18 protein-coding genes and 1 tRNA gene are annotated in these 22,242 nt (G+C 45.6%); 8 read left to right on the top strand and 11 right to left on the bottom strand.

Going from position 1 to position 22,242, the window contains the following annotated elements; genetic code table 11:
- Window positions 1-333: 333 nt before the first annotated feature.
- Window positions 334-477 (top strand): hypothetical protein, encoded by a 144-nt coding sequence (locus tag C8R34_RS16395; protein ID WP_165872503.1) that lies wholly within the window; start codon window positions 334-336, stop codon window positions 475-477.
- Window positions 478-721: 244 nt separating this feature from the next.
- Here the strand turns inward: C8R34_RS16395 and C8R34_RS03105 are convergent.
- From C8R34_RS03105 to C8R34_RS03085, 5 genes are all read right to left on the bottom strand, one after another.
- A tRNA-Lys gene (locus tag C8R34_RS03105) sits at window positions 722-797 on the bottom strand.
- A 459-nt stretch (window positions 798-1,256) separates the two neighbouring features.
- Window positions 1,257-1,619 (bottom strand): exosortase system-associated protein, TIGR04073 family, encoded by a 363-nt coding sequence (locus C8R34_RS03100; RefSeq protein WP_110337734.1) that lies wholly within the window; start codon window positions 1,617-1,619, stop codon window positions 1,257-1,259.
- Between the two features lie 71 nt (window positions 1,620-1,690).
- A complete protein-coding gene (locus C8R34_RS03095; RefSeq protein ID WP_110337732.1) occupies window positions 1,691-2,212 on the bottom strand; it encodes a hypothetical protein in 522 nt (173 codons plus the stop codon).
- Window positions 2,213-2,388: 176 nt separating this feature from the next.
- Complete coding sequence (locus C8R34_RS03090; protein ID WP_110337730.1) at window positions 2,389-2,928, bottom strand: hypothetical protein; 540 nt, start codon at window positions 2,926-2,928, stop codon at window positions 2,389-2,391.
- A gap of 14 nt (window positions 2,929-2,942) precedes the next feature.
- Window positions 2,943-3,464 (bottom strand): hypothetical protein, encoded by a 522-nt coding sequence (locus C8R34_RS03085; RefSeq protein WP_110337728.1) that lies wholly within the window; start codon window positions 3,462-3,464, stop codon window positions 2,943-2,945.
- Between the two features lie 301 nt (window positions 3,465-3,765).
- Between C8R34_RS03085 and C8R34_RS03080 the strand changes: the two genes are divergently transcribed.
- Together C8R34_RS03080 and C8R34_RS03075 are read left to right on the top strand one after the other, a co-directional pair.
- Complete coding sequence (locus C8R34_RS03080) at window positions 3,766-4,635, top strand: phosphoribulokinase (protein WP_110337726.1); 870 nt, start codon at window positions 3,766-3,768, stop codon at window positions 4,633-4,635.
- Between the two features lie 178 nt (window positions 4,636-4,813).
- The gene (locus tag C8R34_RS03075) at window positions 4,814-7,015 is read left to right on the top strand and encodes a UvrD-helicase domain-containing protein (RefSeq protein ID WP_110337724.1); all 2,202 of its coding nucleotides are present in this window, start codon (window positions 4,814-4,816) and stop codon (window positions 7,013-7,015) included.
- 58 nt (window positions 7,016-7,073) lie between these two features.
- Here C8R34_RS03075 and C8R34_RS03070 read toward each other — a convergent pair whose 3' ends face one another.
- From C8R34_RS03070 to C8R34_RS03055, 4 genes are all read right to left on the bottom strand, one after another.
- The gene (locus C8R34_RS03070) at window positions 7,074-7,937 is read right to left on the bottom strand and encodes a BPSS1780 family membrane protein (RefSeq protein ID WP_258364331.1); all 864 of its coding nucleotides are present in this window, start codon (window positions 7,935-7,937) and stop codon (window positions 7,074-7,076) included.
- A gap of 45 nt (window positions 7,938-7,982) precedes the next feature.
- On the bottom strand, window positions 7,983-8,933 hold the full coding sequence (locus C8R34_RS03065; RefSeq protein ID WP_110337722.1) for a homoserine kinase: 951 nt from the start codon (window positions 8,931-8,933) through the stop codon (window positions 7,983-7,985).
- Between the two features lie 80 nt (window positions 8,934-9,013).
- Window positions 9,014-9,406 (bottom strand): DUF2782 domain-containing protein, encoded by a 393-nt coding sequence (locus tag C8R34_RS03060; RefSeq protein WP_258364330.1) that lies wholly within the window; start codon window positions 9,404-9,406, stop codon window positions 9,014-9,016.
- 57 nt (window positions 9,407-9,463) lie between these two features.
- Window positions 9,464-10,183, bottom strand: a complete 720-nt coding sequence (locus C8R34_RS03055) for a TIGR00730 family Rossman fold protein (RefSeq protein WP_110337720.1) — start codon at window positions 10,181-10,183, stop codon at window positions 9,464-9,466.
- Between the two features lie 15 nt (window positions 10,184-10,198).
- Between C8R34_RS03055 and polA the strand changes: the two genes are divergently transcribed.
- Window positions 10,199-12,925, top strand: coding sequence for a DNA polymerase I (polA, locus tag C8R34_RS03050; protein ID WP_110337718.1), 2,727 nt, complete (start codon window positions 10,199-10,201; stop codon window positions 12,923-12,925).
- 52 nt (window positions 12,926-12,977) lie between these two features.
- Here polA and C8R34_RS03045 read toward each other — a convergent pair whose 3' ends face one another.
- Complete coding sequence (locus tag C8R34_RS03045; RefSeq protein ID WP_110337716.1) at window positions 12,978-15,560, bottom strand: Rne/Rng family ribonuclease; 2,583 nt, start codon at window positions 15,558-15,560, stop codon at window positions 12,978-12,980.
- Window positions 15,561-16,021: 461 nt separating this feature from the next.
- On the opposite strand from C8R34_RS03045, the gene C8R34_RS03040 reads away from it, so the two are divergent.
- Complete coding sequence (locus C8R34_RS03040; RefSeq protein ID WP_110337714.1) at window positions 16,022-16,996, top strand: RluA family pseudouridine synthase; 975 nt, start codon at window positions 16,022-16,024, stop codon at window positions 16,994-16,996.
- A gap of 43 nt (window positions 16,997-17,039) precedes the next feature.
- On the opposite strand, the gene C8R34_RS03035 is transcribed toward C8R34_RS03040, so the two are convergent.
- Window positions 17,040-17,687, bottom strand: a complete 648-nt coding sequence (locus C8R34_RS03035) for an arylesterase (protein WP_258364329.1) — start codon at window positions 17,685-17,687, stop codon at window positions 17,040-17,042.
- On the opposite strand from C8R34_RS03035, the gene C8R34_RS03030 reads away from it, so the two are divergent.
- From C8R34_RS03030 to hemW, 3 genes are all read left to right on the top strand, one after another.
- Window positions 17,686-18,372 (top strand): ABC transporter ATP-binding protein, encoded by a 687-nt coding sequence (locus C8R34_RS03030; RefSeq protein WP_110337712.1) that lies wholly within the window; start codon window positions 17,686-17,688, stop codon window positions 18,370-18,372. The genes C8R34_RS03035 and C8R34_RS03030 overlap by 2 nt on opposite strands.
- 102 nt (window positions 18,373-18,474) lie before the next feature.
- Entirely contained in the window at window positions 18,475-20,985 is a 2,511-nt protein-coding gene (locus C8R34_RS03025) for an ABC transporter permease (RefSeq protein ID WP_110337710.1), read from the top strand.
- A complete protein-coding gene (gene hemW, locus C8R34_RS03020) occupies window positions 20,978-22,195 on the top strand; it encodes a radical SAM family heme chaperone HemW (RefSeq protein WP_258364328.1) in 1,218 nt (405 codons plus the stop codon). Before C8R34_RS03025 ends, hemW begins: the two co-directional genes overlap by 8 nt.
- The last annotated feature ends 47 nt before the right edge of the window (window positions 22,196-22,242 follow it).

The raw sequence follows: 22,242 nt of genomic DNA, 5'->3' as shown, positions 1-22,242 counted from the left end.
CAATTACTTATAATTAATCTGCTAAGTATTGATCAAATTAAGAAAATCTTTATTGAATGTAGAAAATATATCTAAATTTTTATGAGACTAATCCATTGATTAGAGCTTAATTAACCACTCTTTTCTGACATAAAAAGTGTTGTGGTTCAATAAAGCCGGATACCTTGTTAAGAGAGTTAAACTACTATCTAGCGAGGTGAAGGATGAAAGAATCAGGAAAGCGACGGCTCTATCCAGAGCAATTCAAAAAGGAAGCAGTATCACTGATTACAAAGCACGGCTATTCTTTGTGCAAGCAGCCCAAGTGGTCGATGCGAGTGAGAAGAATCTGCAGTGATGGGTCAAAAAAGCGGTGAACGTTTGGATGCTGATGAACGTGCAGAACTAAACCATCTCAGGCAAGAAGTAAAAACGCTGCGTATGAAGAAAGAAATTCTAAAAAAGGCGAGCGCCTTCTTTGCGCAAGAAATGAGGTGAAATATGGTTTCATTTAAGCTCGGAAAAGTCATTATCCAGTAGTTATGCTTTGCAGGGTGATGAGCGTAAGCAGCAGCGCTTATTATGGTTGGCATAAGTTCGGTTCAGAGCTGATCGTCAATCCACCTTGCTCAATTTCTGGGAAGGTTCGAACAAATATCTGCCGCTAACAGTATGATAAAAATCGTTTTGTCGCGTTCAAAAATAAAAAAGGGACTAGTGTTTAACTAACCCCTGTTTTATTTGGTAGGCCGTGCCAGATTCGAACTGGCGACCAACGGATTAAAAGTCCGCTGCTCTACCGGCTGAGCTAACGACCCAAAGCGCGAAATTATACCTGATTTAATTAGTGATAGAAATGGCTTTGTTGGATTAGAAACTCAAATTTATAGAATGATTGAATAAATGCTTAGAAATGATCGGCTTCTTGTTCTACCTTAGAGAATAGCGTGACTAGTCGTGCCTGAAGAAACATCCATTCCGCATTTTTGGAGAAGGGGTCTGGAAAGATGGTTGATTTTAAGCATATGATAATGCTATAAAATTTAATCTCTTTCGGGTTTAATCCCTCGCTGCTTGCGGCGGGGTGCTTTATTCTTATCGAATTTAATTCTTCGCCCCTTGACTACAACAGTACACTGAGAGGTGCGTGTAAGGAATAAATTGTATCTGTTCAAACGGTATAATCTGATAAGCACATATTTTTATACCATGTACTGATCAGATTATTTGAGCGAGCATTTTAAGGCATCAGAGAATGCAGCGAAATAAGAAAGCAATTAACGCATGCGTGCTTCGAGGAAGGTTGTTTCGCGATTAAAATCATCCCAAATAAAGCTCGGTTTGACAAAGGGTGTGGTGGGTATGAAGAACGTTGCAATATCGAAAGCACCGCTTAATGAGCGCCCGACAGCGTTGACAATGCCGGTGAGGAATCCGACTGTCATGCCATGGATAACCCCATCCCTATTACCAATGATTGTTATTGTTTTGGGTATTTCAACGACGCCGGTCACAGCGTTAGCAAGACCGTTGCCAAGCTTCTCAACAACTTTATCAGGATATTGATCGGCAAATACTAAATTGGGAGCTGCCAGAAATATGGTGGTTATAACAAGTAATGCTTGCATCATTTTTTTCATAAAAAATCCTTGAGTGATTAATAAACCATTTAATTCTACAGAAATATCAGATGGTTTTTCTATTTTGATGATTACTTATTTTCTTGTTTGATAGACTGCTTCAGAATGCCGGTAATTCTCTCCACTTCACGTTCAACTTGGTTTTCTGGATAGCTTCGATTCTGTAGTTCGGTTCTAATTCGGTAAGCGATTTCCAGAACAAGCAAATCCATTGTATTTTTGTCACTCTTTTGTGATGCTTTCTGATATTCCGTTTGGAATCTGCTGATAGCATTCATCATCGCATCGTCATTCAGATGCATGCTGGATAAAATCGAATCCAATTCATATTTCAAATTACTGGATACCAAGGGTTGTGATGATTGCTGGGTTGATTCGGGTTGGTAAGATATATACTTGGGTATTAAAACCGATAGCATGATCAATGCCACGCCTGATCCCACAGTAACAACTACAAAATGCCAAAGCTTATATTCTTTTCCGCGTAGTTTTATACTGCTGATTCGTTGTGCGCCAAGCCGGGCCTGGATGCCTATTCCTACGAAGAACAGAATGGCACCAAGTGCCATAATGATGGGTACAATCGGGTGCACAGTTTTTACTCCTATGTTCTTATCTTAAATTCCAGTCGCAGTTTACAATTCTGAATGGCGGTGATTATTAATCACACCGATGAATCACCGCTTTATTCGTGTGCATATTCTAGCGCAATATGATACTGAGTTATTATCTGTTTGATAAGTCAGTCGATGATGCAATACCGGAAAAATTACCGTGGCGGTGGTGGTGGCGGATTGCCGGGAGGTGGTGGTGGCGGATTAAAATTGGCAGGCGGTGGCGCGATGTTTCTATTGCTGCTTACTGGCGCATCATCGGTAATTCTACCCGATATCGGAACGCGATGACCTTTGGCATACATGCATTGAATATAACCGATGTCATAACGTTGCTGATTGACATACGCGGAAGTGCTGGCAGTGCCCGATCCTACCAATCCACCGCCTACCAAGCCGACACCGGCACCGACTGCAGCGCCCCCGCCACCGGCAATCGCCGCACCTGTAGCAGCGCCGAGTCCGGCGCCGATTGCAGCACTTTCCATGCCGCTCGACTGCGCTGCTTGACGGGGTGTTTGGCCGCCTACTTGCTCGTATGCATATCGTCTACAGTCATAGTCATCATAGCGGAATTGTTCGAAACTTTTGCCGGAACCTGGCAAAGTCATGACGCTGGGGCCGGTTGGCAAATTGACACATGCCGTCAGTGTGCAGATCAGCGCGGGTATTACTAATTGTGGGGGTTTTTTCATGGTGCTGTTCTCACTTATTGAGCGTTGGATTGGGGGGAGACTTGTAGCCAGTCGCCCGGACATTCCCGGATATAGGGATAATATCCTTGCGGATCTTGGCAATAGTGCCAATAATCGGTCTTCGGCTGAATGCGTTTAGGTTCTTGCTTTTGAATGTAAACAGGCGGTTGTGAGGGAACTGTAACAGCAGGCGGTGGCCTGAAAAAAGGATCGGCATATCCATAGCCGCGATAGCCGTAAGGTCCCCAAAAACCGGAGCCATAATAGCCTCTCCACATTCCGGGACCATAGTAACCGCCCCATAACCAAGGGTCATAAAAACCGCCGATACCGAAAATAAAATTATTGTGATGATGGCCATGATCATGATGGTGCCCTTCGCCATCATGATGTCCGCTGCCATCATAATCGCCACTGTCGTCTCCGCCGCTATCGCCACCACCATCGCCGCCATCGCCATCTCCTTCAGCGAATACCAAGGTACTGAGCGTGAATGCCAGGAATGAAATGGTAAATAAACATTGTATACTTTTCATGCGAACTCAACCTTGGATCAATCAAGCAACAGCAAAAATTTTTACTTTCGTGCCGACTTGGACGGTTACCGACGACGATTTATGTGTATTCTTGATATACAATACATATGTCATTTAAGCAATCACTGTGACTTGGATTAAGCTTTGTAAGTTCCAGAAAAATCCCGCTGTATTGTTGCGTAAAATTCTGAGCGGTGATGCCAGGTACAAGTCGATCACCTGCGCTAAAGCCGAGCGGAAAAAAGGTATCATATGGATACAGAATTTTAATAGTCATATTTTATTTTAGGAGAAAATTAGAATGTCGCAAAAACACCCGGTTATCGCCGTTACCGGATCCTCAGGTGCAGGTACCTCTACGGTAAAGACCAGCTTTGAACATATTTTTCGTCGCGAGCATTTGAAAGCTGTGATTGTGGAAGGCGATAGTTTTCATCGTTACGATCGCGAAGCAATGAAACAAGCAGTGGCGAAATCAGAAGAAAACGGCGGACGCACAATCAGCCATTTTGGTCCGGAAGCCAATGAATTCGAGAAACTGGAAGCTTTATTCAAGGAATACGGCGAAAAGGGCACTGGCCAGACACGTTTGTATCTGCATAACGATGAAGAAGCACAACCGTGGAAGCAAAAAGCGGGTACTTTTACACCCTGGTCACCGATCGCAGCCGGCTCTGATTTGCTGTTTTATGAAGGACTGCACGGTGGTGCAAAAAGCGATACGGCCGATGTGGCCAAGTATGTGGATTTGTTGGTTGGTGTCGTGCCTATCGTTAATCTGGAATGGATTCAGAAAATATTTCGTGATACCAATGCACGTGGTTATTCAGCAGAAGCAGTGACGCACACTATTTTGCGTCGCATGCATGATTATGTACATTACATTACGCCACAGTTTTCGCGTACTCACATCAACTTTCAGCGTGTACCTACGGTCGATACCTCCAATCCATTTATCGCACGCGAGATTCCAACACTGGATGAAAGTCTTGTTGTGATCCGTTTCAGGAATCCTGAAAAAATAGATTTTCCTTTCTTGTTAAACATGATTCATGATTCATTCATGTCCCGTCCGAATACCATTGTGGTTCCTGGCGGAAAAATGGGAATGGCGATCGAGTTGATATTGACTCCACTGATTCTGGACATTGTCGCAAAAACCAAAGCATAACAATTCCTAACTAATCTTCGGTTAATTCATGGATCATGGTAAATGTTTATACGCATTGATCTGATTCGGAATTAATCGGTGAATTAGCAATTCGTATCAATTTTTTTGTTGTTTCTGTCAGTTCGTCCAGCTTGATTGCACAGCACATTCTGCACAGTAATCCACTCACATTGGCTACATGACTTTGCTACTATCCGACCTGAATCCACAGCAACTCGAAGCCATTACATTGCCGCATCAATCCGTATTGGTATTGGCCGGTGCCGGGAGCGGTAAAACCCGTGTATTGACGTCGCGAATCGCCTATTTGATCCAATCGGGACAGGTAAGTCCGCATGGTATTTTGGCAGTGACGTTTACCAATAAAGCCGCCAAAGAAATGCTGACACGCATTACCGCGATGTTGCCGATTAATCCGCGTGGTATGTGGATCGGCACATTTCATGGATTGTGCCATCGCATGTTGCGTACACATTATCAGGATGCAGGGTTATTACAAACTTTCCAGATTCTGGATTCTGCTGATCAACTGGCTTTGATCAAGCGTATTCTGAAAGATCTATCGGTTGACGAGAAAAAATTCCCGCCGCGCCAAGTGCAGTGGTTTATCAATAACGCCAAGGAAGCCGGATTACGTGCTGCCTATGTCACGGTGGAAGATGCCTTTTCGCGTCGCATGCTGGAGTTTTATCAGGCTTATGAGCAGCAATGTTACAAGGAAAGTGTCGTCGATTTTGCTGAGTTGCTATTACGTAGTTATGAATTGCTGAGTCGCAATCAAATTCTGTGCAAGCATTATCGTGAACGTTTTAGTCATATTCTGGTGGATGAGTTCCAGGACACGAATCGATTGCAGTATCAGTGGCTCAAATTACTGGCTGGTGTAGGCACAGAGCGTGCCGCGGCAGTGTTTGCGGTTGGCGATGATGATCAAAGCATTTACGCGTTCCGTGGTGCAGATACCGGCAATATGAAAGATTTTGAGCGTGACTTTGGCATCTCCAAGGTGATTAAACTGGAGCAAAATTATCGTTCACACGGCAATATTCTGGATGCGGCCAATGCGTTGATTGAAAACAACAGCGAACGTTTAGGGAAGAATCTCTGGACTGCCGAAGGGAAGGGCGAGCTAATACGTGTTTACAATGCGCCGAACGATTTCGATGAAGCTGCATTTATTGTCGGTGAAGTCAAAACTTTACACGCTGAAGGCACTGCCTTATCGGAAATTGCGCTGCTTTATCGTTCCAATGCGCAATCGAGGGTGCTCGAACACAGCTTGTTTAATGCCGCGATACCGTACCGCGTTTATGGTGGCATGCGTTTCTTTGATCGCCAGGAAATCAAGCATGCATTGGCTTACTTGCGCTTGATCGCCAATCCTGACGATAACAGCGCGCTATTGCGCGTCATTAATCTCCCGGCGCGCGGCATTGGCGCACGCGGCTTGGAACAATTGCAGGATGATGCCAAAGTGCAAGGCGCAAGTTTGTGGGCTGCCGCACTGCAAAAATGCGGTGGTGAAGCAGCCATTGCACAGCAACTGGAGAAACCCTTAAAAGGCATTTGTGCATTTGTGCATTTGATTATGACGATGAGGCAAGGCTGTAGCACGTTGCCGTTACCTCAAATTGTTGAACACATGCTGACGCAGAGCGAGCTATTCGCGCATTATGCCAAAGAACGTGAGAGTGCAGACAGGTTGGAGAACCTGAACGAGTTGATCAACGCGGCAACCAGTTTTGTACATGAAGCAGAAAATGACAGTTTGGCGGAATTTCTTGCGCATGCTTCGCTGGAAGCCGGTGAGCATCAAGCCGGCAACGGTCAGGATGCGCTGCAACTGATGACGGTTCATGCGGCCAAAGGACTGGAATTTCATAGCGTATTTCTGAGTGGATTGGAAGAAGGTCTTTTTCCGCATGAGAACAGCTTAAATGAAGCGAACGGCATCGCGGAGGAAAGACGCCTGATGTACGTAGCCATGACACGCGCCCGCCGACGGTTATATGTAAGCTTTGCGCAAAGCCGCATGCTGCATGGTCAAACCCGCTATAACATCGCATCACGTTTTCTAGATGAAATTCCGGAAAGCTGTTTGAAATGGCTGCAATCGGCGCCTGGAATGAGTCTGCATCCCTACTATGCAAATACCGCTAATCAAGCCGCAGCAGCTACGCTAAGAACCACAACCGATAGCCAGAAGAGACCTGCCGGCGGTGCGTGGAGAATCGGACAAACTGTGCTGCATGCCAAGTTTGGTACGGGCGTCATCATCAATTATGAAGGCAGTGGCAGCGAAGCGCGTGTACAAGTCAATTTTAACGATGCTGGAACGAAGTGGTTGTTGCTTGAATATGCAAAATTGACCGCAGTCTAGCAGGTGTTGAGAAACTATCTGCGTTGCTGCTACGGTATTAAAAACGGGCTCAAAATGCTCATTTATCGCGTTCGCTCGAATCTTTTGGTTTGTCTTCTGTGGTGATGGCATCCGGTTTTGTTTCGTTTTCACTCCGGGCAGATGTTTCGTCGCCATTACTCCAGTTGGCTTTTTGATAATCCTGATCAGCTTGGTTGTATTTGAACTGAAGCCGCTCAGCTAGAAAAATATCTTTGTAACTGACGTAAATGGAGGCAAACATGACGGGAATCAGAACGATCAAACCAATGCCATAGGGCATCAGGCAAAGGATTGTTAACACGATAAGCGTAATGCCATAGATTTGGAATGGGATGAAGTTTCTCAAGCAGGCAAAAAAGCTTCTTTGCATGGCAACGATCGGCGGAACGTTATGAAATATCACCAACAGGGGAGAAAACCAGGAGGCCATCATCAACGGGATGGAGAGTGTCAGTGCAATCAATGAGGATGTCAGCATGTTGCTCATTACGCCCATCAGTTCACTTTCGTCGACTCTTTTTCCATATAATAACATGTCGGTCATCTGCGAGCCGCCGATCAACATGACCAGTCCGATGATTAAAATTTGCCCGATCAGATAGACACCGCCAATCGTAATGAGTGGTGCCGGACTGGTTCTGAAAGCAGCCAGTAAATGCGCAATCTCAAGCGGCTTGCCTTGTTCCATATCTTTGCAGCCCAGCATGATTCCGGCCAAGAATGCTGGAGAGATTAAAGTAAAAACAAATTTCCCAAGTAACGGTATGAACGACATGCTCATGGCGATCAATACCAGTGTGAAGCAAACCATTATCCAAGCCAATGGTGCTTTACGGAACAGGTAGAAGCCGCTTAGGATCCATTGCAATCCCTGTTTGGCGTTGACTTGATGAATTTCCATGAATATTTCTCCAGTTAAATCGACAGAACAGCTTCTAATAATGATTCAAATCCACAGTTTCTCTATATTGGCTATGTCTGTAGCATGATTTTTTAATACTTCTCTGAAATGCGTTGGGTCTTTGGCATGCGTTAGTTCTCCCGGGCGCGGCAAATGATAGTCATATAATCGGGAAATCCAGAAACGTAAAGCGCCGGCACGCAACATGGCCGACCACGCGCCGTGTTCGATTGAAGATAACGGTCGAACGGCATGATACGCCTTGATCAGTGCAAGTGTATAGGTTTCATCCAACATTTTGCCTTCAGTCATACACCAATCATTCACAGTAATTGCCAGATCGTATAAGAAAGTGTCGTTACAGGCAAAATAAAAATCGATGATGCCACCGATTGTGTCGTCTGTGAGCAAGACATTGTCGCGGAATAAGTCGGCATGGATAACACCATGAGGTAGCACAATGGATTGTCGCGATGCCTGAAAATTCAATTCGGCGGTCAGTAGCGATTTTTCATCGGCTGACAAGAAAGGGATGATTTCGGGGGCTTTGGCCTGCCACCATGTTAAGCCGCGCGGATTATCCATTGTGGCGTGATAAGAGCTTCCTGCTAGGTGCATTTTGGCCAATATTGTGCCGACTTCTGTGCATTGTGTTACGGTTGGGTGTGTGACTGATTGTCCGGGTAAACAAGTAACAATCGTGGCCGGCTTATTGTTCAGTGTGCCCAGTAATGTATGATCGACCCTGGGAATCGGCGCAGGGCAAGGAATACCATGCCGCGATAGATGCGCCATCAGATTCAGATAATAAGGCAATTCACGGTTGGTCAATTTTTCAAATAACGTCAATACAAACTTGCCTTGCGTCGTCGTGACAAAATAATTGGTATTTTCAATACCAGAGGAGATGCCCTGTAAATTGATCAATTGGCCCAGTGCGTAATCTGTTAACCAAGTTGCGAGCTGGCTATCGGTAACGGGTGTGAAAACAGACATGTATTAGCAGGATAAGAAAGCGTAAAAATGGAAACAGAGAAATTTCATTATGCCGTGTGTTGTTGCGCGCTTTATTGACATTAGAATTTCAAAAACTGCCACATCGGTGGACTGACATTGATACCAGCTTCGTCCGTGTGTACAGGATTGCTTCCAACGGTATTTTTTTTCAGATAGTAGGGTGGGCCAATACGTGGAATAACTTTAATCATGATTAATTCGCCGTCGATGCGGTGTTCTTCAATCGTGTCTTCTCCACGTTTTATGATGGTGACTTGTGTTTCCAGCTCAGGGTCGGGTTGAATATCCGGCGGAATCGGCGGCTGATCCGGATCCGGTGGTAACTCAGGTATTTCGGGTAACGGTATCAAATTATCCGGCCGCGAAGACTTTTTCGACTGCTTGGGAGGATCGGATTGCGCCATAGCAGGGATCACAGCGCTGAGGAACAATATAAGAATAAGTTGGTACATGTCGATTCCCGGTGAGTCAGGATTATTTTGTATTCTACCTAAAATCATAGATGACGGTTAAAGATTGAGCTGAACTTCTTTTTCAGCGACAGTGGGTTCAAATCCACTGGTTTCATAATATTGAAAAATTGCATTGACTACTTGATCGGGTTCATCAATGACTTGAATGAGGCTCATGTCTGCCTGTGAGATGCAACCTTCGGAAATCAGCATCTGCTGAAACCAGTCGAGTAATCCCTGCCAAAATTGCGAGTAGACCAGAATGATGGGCATTTTGCGAGTTTTTCCGGTTTGTACCAATGTCAGCGCTTCCATCAGTTCGTCCAATGTGCCGAAACCACCTGGTAATACCACGTAAGCAGTAGCAAATTTAACAAACATGTATTTACGTGCAAAGAAATGCCTGAACGTCTGACTGATGTCTTGATAAGCGTTACGATGCTGCTCGTGAGGTAGTTGAATATTTAGACCGATACTGGGTGATTTGCCGAAGTAGGCGCCTTTATTGGCAGCTTCCATGATGCCGGGACCACCACCGGAAATGACCGCGAATCCGGCATCAGAGAGTTGCTTGGCAATTTGCTCGGCTAACTGATAGTACGGACTATCGGGCGTAGTGCGCGCACTGCCAAAAATACTTACGGCGGGTTGAATAGCATCAAGACGCTCCGTTCCTTCGACAAACTCTGCCATAATTCTGAATAAGCGCCATGACTCTTTTGCTGACCAGGATTTATCTACAGATAAGTGAGTGGCTGGTTTATCTTGTAGACTCATAGGAATATCTTATAAATGAAAACATTGTTGTTGGTTGATGGTTCGTCCTATTTATATCGCGCTTTTCATGCATTGCCCGATTTACGTAATCGTAACAACGAACCGACGGGTGCAATTCATGGCGTACTCAATATGCTACGACGTTTGCACAAGGATTACCACGCTGATTATAGCGCGTGTGTGTTTGATGCAAAAGGTAAAACTTTCCGCGATGTGCTATATCCTGAATATAAAGCGCACAGGCCTGCCATGCCGCATGATCTGGCTGTGCAGATTGAGCCTTTGCACGCTTGTATTCGCGCAATGGGCTGGCCGATGTTGATTATTGACGGCGTGGAAGCAGACGATGTCATTGGTACCTTGGCGCAACAAGCAGCCAAAGCGGGTATGCGCTGCATCATTTCAACTGGCGACAAAGATATTGCGCAATTGGTAAACGCAAATATTGCGCTGGTAAATACCATGAGCAATGAAATGCTGGACGAAGCCAATGTACTTGCCAAGTTTGGCGTGCCGCCGGTTCGTATGCTGGATTACCTGATGCTGGTTGGTGATACGGCCGACAATGTTCCGGGTGTACAGAAAGTGGGGCCTAAGACTGCCGTCAAATGGCTTACACAGTACGGATCACTGGATAATATTATTGCGCATGCCGATGAGATTAAAGGAACTGTGGGTGAGCATTTGCGCGCAGCGTTAGATTGGTTTGATACAGCGCGTCAGTTGATCACGATTAAATGTGATGTGAATCTGCCGGTTAAAATAACCGATCTTGAGCATCAGCCTCAGGATACCGAGCAACTTATCCGGTTGTACGAACAGCTCGATATGAAAACATCGTTGCGTGAATTGCGCCAGCAGATAACCACAGATCAATCCGCAGTAATGATCTCGAGCGACAGTCAAACGACGTCGGCGAATAACGAAAACACCCATGCAGGTACTTACCAGACGATCCTTACAGAAGCCGAACTGAATGATTGGTTAGTCCGACTGGATGCGGCGCAACTGGTATCAGTCGATACTGAAACAACCAGCCTAAATCCGATGCAGGCAAAACTGGTGGGCATTTCATTGTGCATTGAAAGCCAGCATGCAGTATATCTTCCGTTGATGCACAGTTATGCCGGCGTGCCGCAGCAACTTCCGTTGGAAATGGTATTAAGCAAACTTAAGCCATGGCTGGAAGATGCGACGAAACCTAAACTGGGGCAGAATTTAAAATACGATAAGCATGTATTTGCCAATCATGGGATTCAATTGAATGGCATTGTGCATGATACGCTGCTTCAATCTTACGTGCTGGAATCCCATCGCCCGCACAATATGGATAGTATGGCGCTGCGCCATCTGGATATTAAAACAATCAGCTATGATGAGGTCACGGGGAAAGGCGTTAACCGCATCGGTTTTGACGAAGTGGCGATTGATACCGCGACCCGTTATGCCGCGGAGGATGCGGACATCACATTACAATTGCATCAGGCCTTGTATCCCAGTATCCAGAGTGATGAGCGACTGCATTATATCTACCGCGAAATAGAAATGCCGACTCTGGATGTGTTATTTGAAATTGAGCGCAACGGCGTGTTGCTGGACTACAAGCTGTTGCAGAAGCAGAGCCATGAATTGGGTGAGAAATTGCACGTACTGGAGCAACAGGCTTATGTCATCGCAGAACAACCATTCAATCTGAATTCGCCCAAACAGATACAGGAAATCCTGTTTAACCGGCTCAAATTGCCTATCATCAAGAAAACACCGACCGGTGTTCCTTCTACCGATGAAGATGTATTGCAGCAATTGTCGTTAGATTATCCATTACCCAAGTTATTGCTTGATTATCGTAGCCTCGCCAAACTGAAGTCGACGTATACCGACAAATTGCCATTAATGATGGACCGCAATACTGGACGTGTACATACCAACTATGCGCAAGCAGTGGCGGTAACAGGACGTTTAGCCAGCTCGGATCCTAATTTGCAAAATATTCCGGTGCGTACCAGTGAAGGACGGAGAATCCGGGAAGCTTTTATTGCGCAGCCTGGTTACAGGATTATTTCAGCTGACTATTCGCAAATTGAGTTACGAATCATGGCGCATATTTCCCAAGATGACGGTCTTCTGAAAGCTTTCGCGGCCGGTGAGGATATCCATCGGGCGACTGCTGCGGAAGTGTTTGGAATTCCGCTGGATCAAGTGGACCAAGAACAGCGCCGCTACGCAAAAGTGATTAATTTTGGCTTGATTTACGGTATGTCGGAATTTGGCCTGGCGGCACAATTAGGTATTGAGCGCAGTGCTGCCCGCGCTTATATGGAACGGTATTTTGCGCGTTATCCGGGGGTAGAAAAATATATGCAGCAAACCCGGGAAAAAGCCAAGCAACTGGGGTATGTTGAAACCGTTCTGGGACGCAGATTATGGTTGCCTGAGATCAATAATGCCAATGGAAATCGCCGACAAGGCGCGGAGCGGGCTGCCATCAATGCGCCGATGCAGGGAACAGCAGCGGATATTATCAAGCTGGCGATGATCGCCGTACGTAATTGGCTACACAAGGAGCAATTGCACAGTAAGTTGATCATGCAGGTTCACGATGAGCTGGTGCTGGAGGTACCTGATGATGAAATTACGTTAATTAAGAATGCATTACCTAACTATATGAGTCAGGTAATGCAGTTGGATGTGCCACTATTGATACAGGTCGGTGTCGGAGATAATTGGGAGCAGGCACATTGAGATGACATGCGCCTGATTATATCGTGTACTCCGCGGCAGTGTTGCGAGCAGATTATTCGCGTGTTTCGACTTGCATTAAAGGTTCAGCTTCAGTCGCAGCAGCTTCCTTGGCTTTTCTTCTGGGACGCTTAGGGGTGATGGTATCTTCTGTAGCCACTTCAACCTTTTCAGGTGGCGTTTCTATCATCACGAGCCCGCTTTTCTGCAGATCAGGAGGCTCTTGAATAAGACTGGGCTTAGGTATTGACGGTGTAGGGGCAATAGCGATCGGCTGGTCAGCGGTATCCGAATGATGATCAACAAGTGGCGCTTCAGTTCTGGTTTTCTTACTTTGATGTTTTTTAGTAGTAATTTCTGTTGAATCGCTATGTTCGATGGGTTGTTCAGAAATCGTATCATTTCTTGTGGCGCTATTCGATAGCAGTTTTTCTGTGCTTGGTAGAGAACTTAGCGAATCATTGTCACGGTCAGCAGTACTGCTTGATGCGTGCTTAAATTCTACATCCTGACTTTCAGTAGCGCTTTTATCGCGGGTGGATTGTTCTCTGTTTTTATTACCACCACGATGTCTACGTACACGCCTTTGCCCATCCGGTCTTGATAAACTGCTTTGAGAAGTCGGATCGTCTTTTTCTATTACTGGCAAATCTTCTGTCAATGCTGTGTCCTGTCGACTCGAGTCAAGTCGTTGTACAGATTTTCTTGCTGTGCTTATCTGCTCTGTAGCGCCCACTGGGTGAGAAGACTGTTCAGAAGCAGCATTATTGTGAACATTGGCGCTGATAATTGTATCGGCGGAATTGTTTTGTTTAGTTTGCTTACTAGCTGAAGTATCTTTAGGGCGCTCATTTCTATTGCGTCCGCGACGGCTGCGTGTACGCCCGCGATCCTGCGATGCCTTGGATTTGTCGCTGAGTTGTTTGGCTTCCGTGTCGGTTTTTGTTTCTTCTGTGCTGGCAGGTTTAAACCAACTAAAAAACTTATCCAATAAAGATGTGTCGCGTAATTTATCCTCTCGATTAGGTGCCGGTTGAGCGGGTGTTATACCTTGGACCGCAGCTTGAGGGCGCACAGGCTTGGCTTTTTGTTCGGTAAATACTAAATTATTTTCTTCAGTATTTCTCTCAACCATTTTATAGCTGGCTACTGATTCATTGGGTCTTATATCTTCATGACGTAGGCGCGTGATGCTGTAATTTGGCGTTTCTATGTGAATATTAGGTATAAGAATGATATTTATTCTTTGCCGTACTTCAATATCATAGATTTCCGCGCGTTTCTCATTGAGCAGGTAGGTCGCTACGTCGACTGGAAGCTGAACATGCAATGCACTGGTGTTTTCTTTCATTGCCTCTTCTTGGACGATTCTTAATACGTGCAGTGCCGAAGAATCGGTTCCTCGAATAAATCCTGTGCCGCTGCAGCGCGTACATGAGATATAGTTACTTTCACCCAGCGAAGGGCGCAATCGTTGACGCGATAATTCAAGCAGGCCAAAGCGCGAAATTTTTCCTACCTGAATGCGCGCGCGATCCTGACGTAATGCCTCGTGTAATCTGGCTTCGACTTCACGTTGATTACGCTGTACATCCATGTCGATAAAATCAATGACAATGAGTCCGCCTAAGTCACGTAACCTCAATTGACGCGCGATTTCATCCGCCGCTTCAAGATTGGTATTCAGTGCGGTGTGTTCAATATCCAATCCCCGGATGGCGCGTGCTGAGTTGACATCAACGGATACTAACGCTTCTGTATGATCAATAACAATTGCGCCACCTGATGGTAGCGAAACTTGCCTTGAATAAGCAGTTTCTATCTGATGTTCGATCTGAAAGCGTGAAAATAACGGCACATCATCATGATAGAACTTGAGGCGATCCACATTTGCAGGCATGACATGGGCCATAAACTGGCTGGCTTGCTCATAGATGTCACGGCTATCGATCAGGATTTCACCAATTTCTTGGTTAAAGTAATCGCGAATGGCGCGAATAACTAAGCTACTCTCTTGATAGATTAAGAAAACCCCATCCTGATTATTGGCAGCTTCTTCAATGGCATACCATAGCTGTGTCAAATAATTCAAATCCCACTGCAATTCTTCTGCACTGCGACCAATTCCCGCGGTTCTGGCGATAATGCTCATGCCTTCAGGAACTTCAAGTTTTGCAATGACTTCGCGCAGGTCGTTGCGCTCTTCGCCGGTTATGCGACGTGATACACCACCGCTATTGGGATTATTGTGTATTAAAACCAAATATCGACCTGCGAGTGAAATATAAGTTGTAAGTGCGGCGCCTTTATTGCCACGTTCATCCTTATCAACTTGAACGATGAGTTCTTGACCTTCTTGGATCAGGTCTTGAATACGGCTGTTTGTGGAGTTGGCATTTTCACCAAAGCATGATGCGGATATTTCTTTAAATGGTAAGAAGCCGTGGCGCTCACAACCATAATCTATAAATGCAGCTTCCAGACTAGGTTCTATACGTGTGATAACAGCTTTATAAATATTGCTTTTACGTTGTTCTTTGCTGATAGATTCTATGTCGAGATCAACCAATGTTTGACCGTTGACTATAGCGACTCGTAATTCTTCGGGTTGTGTCGCGTTAAATAACATTCGTTTCATTTACAAACCTTACGTGTTCTATTTATAAGTACACTATCCATGAAATTATCGGATAGATTTTTGTGGTATACGTAGTTGTAATGACGAGGTTTAGGTTTTGCAGTTTTATTATAATATTTGTTTGTCAATTATGTATTTCTTTTTGTTAGGATATTGTTTTGCTATTTATTTTTGTAGAGAATTTTTATTTTGTTAATGCCTGGGCTAGGGGAATCTTTTGTGCTTGCTTTATTTATTCGTTTAAGGTAACAGATTTTACATAAAATTCCAAATAGAACTTTGCGTTACGTCAATTTTATTGATACGTCATAGAACTTCAAAATAAACAAAGTCCAATTTTTGACTAACACATGAATTTTACAGTATGAGTTCTAAAAAGAAACAAGCAGAATCAAATTTTTACTAAAATTAATGCACAAATTATAAATAAAACAACAATTATGCACACAAGAAACTTCTCAATGCGCTCAGTAGAAAAAATATACATCGAAGAGGAGGTATGGGATCAGCGGGTTGATAATTTTTTATTTAAGCGTTATAAAGATGTGCCAAAAAGTCATATATACCAGTTGCTTAGAAGTGGACAGGTGCGTATTAATGGTAAGCGAATAGATGCCAGTTATCGTTTGAAATTAGGTGATATGGTAAGAATCCCACCGATTAAAATTGCTGAAAGAAGTATTTCTCATAAACCTTCCGTGGTTGCGGCAAATTTTTTTACATTCAAGAAAATATTTGAAGATGATGCGGTGCTGGTAATTGAAAAGCCTGGTGGTATGGCTGTTCATGGCGGAAGTGGCATCAGTTTTGGTGTCATCGAGCAATTACGCGCACAAAATCCATCCTGGAAATTCCTTGAATTGGTACATCGTCTTGACAGAGAAACATCTGGTGTCTTGTTGCTTGCAAAGAAACGTAGTGCACTCGTTGAACTGCATCGGCAAATTCGCGAAGGTTTAACAGAGAAGCATTATTGGGTGATGGTCCAAGGAGAGTGGCATAACGCCAAACAACATGTCACACTGGCTTTAAATAAATATGTAACTGCTACAGGTGAACGGCGTGTTGCGATATCAAACGGTGAGAATACAGGCACAAAAGCAATGCCGGCGCACACCATATTTAAGCTACAGAAATCGTGGAAGGATTTCAGTTTACTTGACGCCGAATTGAAAACCGGTCGCACACATCAAATTCGTGTTCATCTTGCCCATCTTGGATTTCCTATCATTGGTGATGATAAATATGGCAATTTTGAGATGAACAAGCAACTTGCGAAAGCAAATGGTCGAAATCATTTAACGCGAATGTTTCTACATGCGCATACGCTGCAAATAACACACCCGGTTTCAATGGAACGCATGATACTACAATCCCCTTTATCGAAAGATCTGCAGAAATTTGTGGATCAATTGGATCATTCATTGCAAGCTTGATTGGGTTAGCCTTAAGAAAATGAAGTGATATAATTATCGCGAGTCATATATCGGGTGTGGCGGCAACCTGTTCATTTTTAAACATGGTTTGCAAAACTTCCCAAACATTTTCTGCAATTTTCTTCTGTGCGATTTCATTAGGGTGAATACCGTCAGATTGAAAAAAATCGTTCTTGTCACCGAAACCAGCGAGTAGAAATGGTATTAGTTTGATGTGATAATTTTCAGCTAACTGCGGAAAAATTGCTTGGAACTTTTGTGTGTAGGTAATACCATAATTGGGAGGTAGCTGCATACCGGCAAGTAAAACCAATGCATTATTTTTTTGACATATTTTAATAATGGCTTCCAGATTCTCGTAGATAGATTTTATAGATGCACCGCGCAAACCATCATTAGCGCCAAGCTCAAGAATAACAATCTCAGGGCGGTGTTTCTCAAGCGCTTGTTCGATTCGCTTGCGCCCTCCAAGCGTTGTTTCACCGCTGATACTTGCATTGATGATTTGATAATCAGCGAATTCAGGCTGAAGTCGCTGTGTCAATAATGCAACCCAGCCAGCTTCGATTGGTATGCCATAGTTGGCAGATAGACTATCACCAAAAACCATAACGGTTTTTGTCGTCGTTGCTGCGACAGGGGTAGTGAAAGTAAAAAAGAAAATCAGAATAATAAGGAAATTTTTTTTCATGTTAGATCATCTTGTTAAACAACCGATTCTCTGGACTCAGGCACTTACCAAACAAGTCAATACGGGCGACAAACAGTTAACGATATTACAGGATATCGATTTGCAGGTGAATGCAGGTGAAGCGGTTGCGATTATAGGTGCATCGGGTTCAGGTAAGTCAACTTTGTTGGGACTACTTGCTGGGTTGGATTTGCCGACATCAGGGAAAGTTCAGTTGGATGATATCGATATTTTTACCTTGGATGAAGATAGCCGAGCCGCTTTACGAGGTAAGATTCTGGGGTTTGTATTCCAATCGTTCCAATTGCTTCCTGCGCTGACAGCCATTGAAAATGTGATGTTGCCGCTGGAACTCACTGCTGCCAGCAATGCTGAAGCGACAGCGCGGCGACTGCTGGACCGTGTTGGATTGGCGCTGCGTTTACATCATTACCCCAAACAGTTGTCCGGTGGTGAGCAACAGCGGGTTGCGATTGCACGGGCTTTTGCGACGGATCCCAAATTGTTGCTGGCGGATGAGCCGACCGGAAATCTTGATTCGGCAACCGGTATACAAATTATCGAACTGATGTTCGAACTCAATCGTGAACATGGCACGACATTGGTTCTGGTTACCCATGATGAAACATTGTCGCAGCGATGTTCGCGGCAAATTCGATTGGCGGATGGTAAGCTGGTGAAATAGGCAATCGTTGTGAACAATCGCGATCGAATTGGGTGCGGCACAGAATCGCAGCATCTATAATAAACATCATCATATATTCTCAACAAGGCGGCGTTTTTGTTCATGAGTTATTTTAAGCTTTCGTTTCGCATGCTCCGTCGTGATTGGCGCGCAGGTGAACTCAATGTTTTGGTCTTGGCGTTGATCATCGCAATTAGCGGATTGACGACGGTAGGATTTTTTGCGGATCGCGTAGAAATGGCACTTGCTCGCGAGAGCAATCAACTGTTGGGAGCAGATTTACTGGTTATCTCGAGCCAGCCCCTCCCTGAGCATTATGCTGATAAAGCCAGTCAACTTGGATTGACGGTTTCATCCATGACCAAATTTCCCAGCATGGTTTCCAATGGAGATAACAATCTGCTGACTGAGATTAAAGCAGTCACGGAAGGCTATCCATTGCGTGGGCGCGTTCACCTGGCCAGCAGATCATCAAGAAATCTGATGTCGCAACCGCAAATTCAAGCGGCGACCGGAATTCCACAACCAGGCACTATCTGGGTGGATGAGAAAGTCATGACACGGCTCGATCTTAAAGGCGGTGACGTAGTTGATGTCGGTGCCACACAATTGACCGTAACCGAATTAGTTGTGCGTGAACCGGACCATTCGGTGGGATTCATCAATATGGGGCCGCGCGTCATGATGAATGCAGTCGACTTGCCGGAAACTGAATTAATACAACAGGGCAGTCGCATTTCTTATAATTTACTGGTAGCCGGCGAAGTTAAGGGAGTCCAGCAATTTCGCGACTGGGCAAAAACCCAGCTGACCAAAACGCAGAGAATCGAAGGTATCCGGGATGCGCGTCCTGAGATTAAGGCCGCATTGGAACGTGCGGAAAAATTCTTGAGTCTGGCGGCGCTGGCCAGTGTTGTCTTGGCTGCGGCGGCGATTGCATTAGCAGTGCGTCGGTTTACCCAGCGCCATCTGGATGGGTGCGCAGTGATGCGCAGTCTGGGAGCCAGCCAGCAGCAATTGTTTCGTCTGTATTTATATTATTTTATTGCACTCGGTATTATCGCCAGCAGTATCGGTTGTTTGATCGGTTTTGCAGCGCAGGAAATTCTGACACATTGGTTGACGGGTCTTGTCGACACCGCACTGCCTTGGCCTACATGGTTGCCAGCACTGCACGGCCTGCTGGTTGGCTTGGTATTATTGGTAGGTTTTGCGTTGCCGCCGGTACTCAATTTACGCAGCGTTCCCGCGTTACGGGTATTGCGCAGAGATATCGGCTTATCGAACGCGCATAGTATGGCGGGCTACTTGTTGGGATTGGCAGCTTTGTCGCTGTTGTTCATCTGGAAAGCGCAAGACCTGAAATTGGGGCTATATATCGTTGCGGGATTTATATCGGCTATTGCCATTTTTAGCGGTCTGGGCTGGTTGTTGATCAAAGTCTTATCGAGCTTGCGCCATCAAGCCGGTGGTGCTTGGCGGTACGGCTTGGCCAGCATTCGCCGCCGTGCGGCTTCAAGTGTATTGCAAGCGGTGGCACTGGGACTGGGTTTGATGGCATTGCTGGTGTTGACGCTGATTCAGGATGATCTGATTAAGGATTGGCATGCCAGCTTACCGCCTGATGCACCCAATCATTTTCTGGTGAATATCCAAGCAGACCAATTGGAACCGCTGGAAGAATTTTTTCAGCAATATGCCATTGCGCATCCGCCCATGTTTCCAATGGTCAGGGGCCGTCTGATCAAGATCAATGGCAAGAATGTGTCGCCGGAAGATTATACTGATGATCCGCATGCTGAAAGGCATATCCGACGCGAGTTCAACCTGTCATGGGCGGACCGGTTGGCATTGGATAATCAGATTGTTCAGGGCTCCTGGTGGAAAGAAGATACGCGCGAGGCCGTGTTGTCGATTGAAGAGGGTATTGCCAAAACGATTGGTGTCAAGCTGGGCGATGAATTGACTTACGATGTTGCGGGCAGTCATTTTTCGGCCAGAATCACCAGCGTGAGAAAAGTAGACTGGGATACTTTCCGGGTTAATTTTTTTGTTGTAGTGCCACCCGGCTTGCTGGAGAATTTTCCGGCCAGTTATATCACCAGTTTTTATGTGCCGCCGACAGAAGTCGACATGATTCATGAGCTTGTCAGGACTTTCCCGAATATTCTGGTGGTTGATGTGGCCGTGGTCATCAATCAAGTGCAGCAAATGATTCGGCAAGTTTCCCAAGCCATTGAATTTGTTTTCCTGTTTACCATGCTGGCCGGTTTTGCCGTGCTGTATGCGGCGATTGCTTCCACGCAGGATGAGCGCATTTATGAAGCAGCTATTTTCAGAGCGCTGGGTGCCAGACGTGAGCAATTATCGCGCGCCTGGGCGGCTGAATTTGTGATATTGGGCGGGTTATCCGGATTATTTGCTTCGGCAGGCGCCAGCGCGCTTGGTTATGTGATCGGTAAACATATTTTGCATCTCGACTACACGTTTAATCCCTGGATCTGGCTAATCGGTACAGTTGTCGGCGTGATCGGCGTTTTGCTGGCCGGCTTGCTGGGTACGCGTTCGGCGCTGTCAAGCCCGCCGCTATTGACCTTGCGCAAGGTTGGGTAAGCCATTTCCGGGTACGATATCATTGGACTTGCAATCGCCTAAGCTCAAATCACTGCCGCCACTGAGTTTGTATATTCATATTCCGTGGTGCTTAAAAAAATGCCCCTATTGTGATTTTAATTCGCATGAAATTCGCGGGGAGGGCAGTCAAGCACCCGAGGATGAATATGTTGCGGCACTGATACGCGATCTCGAATTCGCGTTGGCAGATGTTTGGGGACGGCGCTTGAGCAGCGTATTTTTTGGTGGCGGCACACCCAGTTTATTCAGTGCCAAAGCGATTGATACGATCTTGACGGCAGTGCGCACATTGTTGCCGCTGGAACATTTTGCCGAAGTCACAATGGAAGCCAATCCCGGCACCTTTGAAGCGCAAAAATTTGCCGATTTTCGTGCGGCTGGCATCAATCGCTTGTCGATCGGCATACAAAGCTTTAATCCGCAACACTTGAGGGCATTAGGCCGTGTGCACGATGATCAGGAAGCGCATCGTGCGGTGGAAATCGCGCTCAAGAATTTTGACAATATCAATCTTGATCTGATGTATGCATTGCCCGGGCAAACACTGACGGCAGCACAGGCGGATATTGAAACCGCGTGCAGTCTGGGAGTTACGCATATTTCAGCCTATCATTTAACGCTGGAACCCAATACGCTGTTTCATCGCTTTCCACCCAATTTGCCCGATGACGAGCAGGCGGCGGCAATGCAGGACATGATCGAGCAAACCACCGCGCGCCATCAGTACCGTCACTATGAAACGTCAGCATTTGCGCAGGCAGGAAAGGAATCACGCCATAACCTGAATTATTGGTTATTTGGGGATTATCTGGGCATTGGTGCGGGTGCGCACAGCAAAATCAGCTTTGCCGATAAAATCGTGCGCCAGATGCGCTACAAGCAGCCCAAAGAATATCTGGCCAAAGCGAATGCACACGAATCACTGGCCCAAACGCAGCATGAATTGACGCCTAGTGATCGTGGTTTTGAATTTATGATGAACGCACTGCGGCTTAATGGCGGGTTTGATACGACGCTGTTTCAGGAACGCACGGGCTTGCCCATCACTGTCGTGCAGCAACAATTGGACGAAGCCGAACATCGCGGCCTGCTGGTGCACGATTATCACCGTATCAAACCTACTGTGCTGGGCAGACGTTTTCTCAATGATCTGCTGCAAATTTTCTTGCCTGAAATAGATTCGAGGTAACACGACTTTCCATGCATTCAGAAGCGAATTCAGCCTGATTATGCGCT

Source organism: Nitrosomonas sp. Nm84, assembly GCF_003201565.1.
GTDB lineage: Bacteria > Pseudomonadota > Gammaproteobacteria > Burkholderiales > Nitrosomonadaceae > Nitrosomonas.
This window is presented reverse-complemented; position numbering and strand designations above follow the sequence as displayed.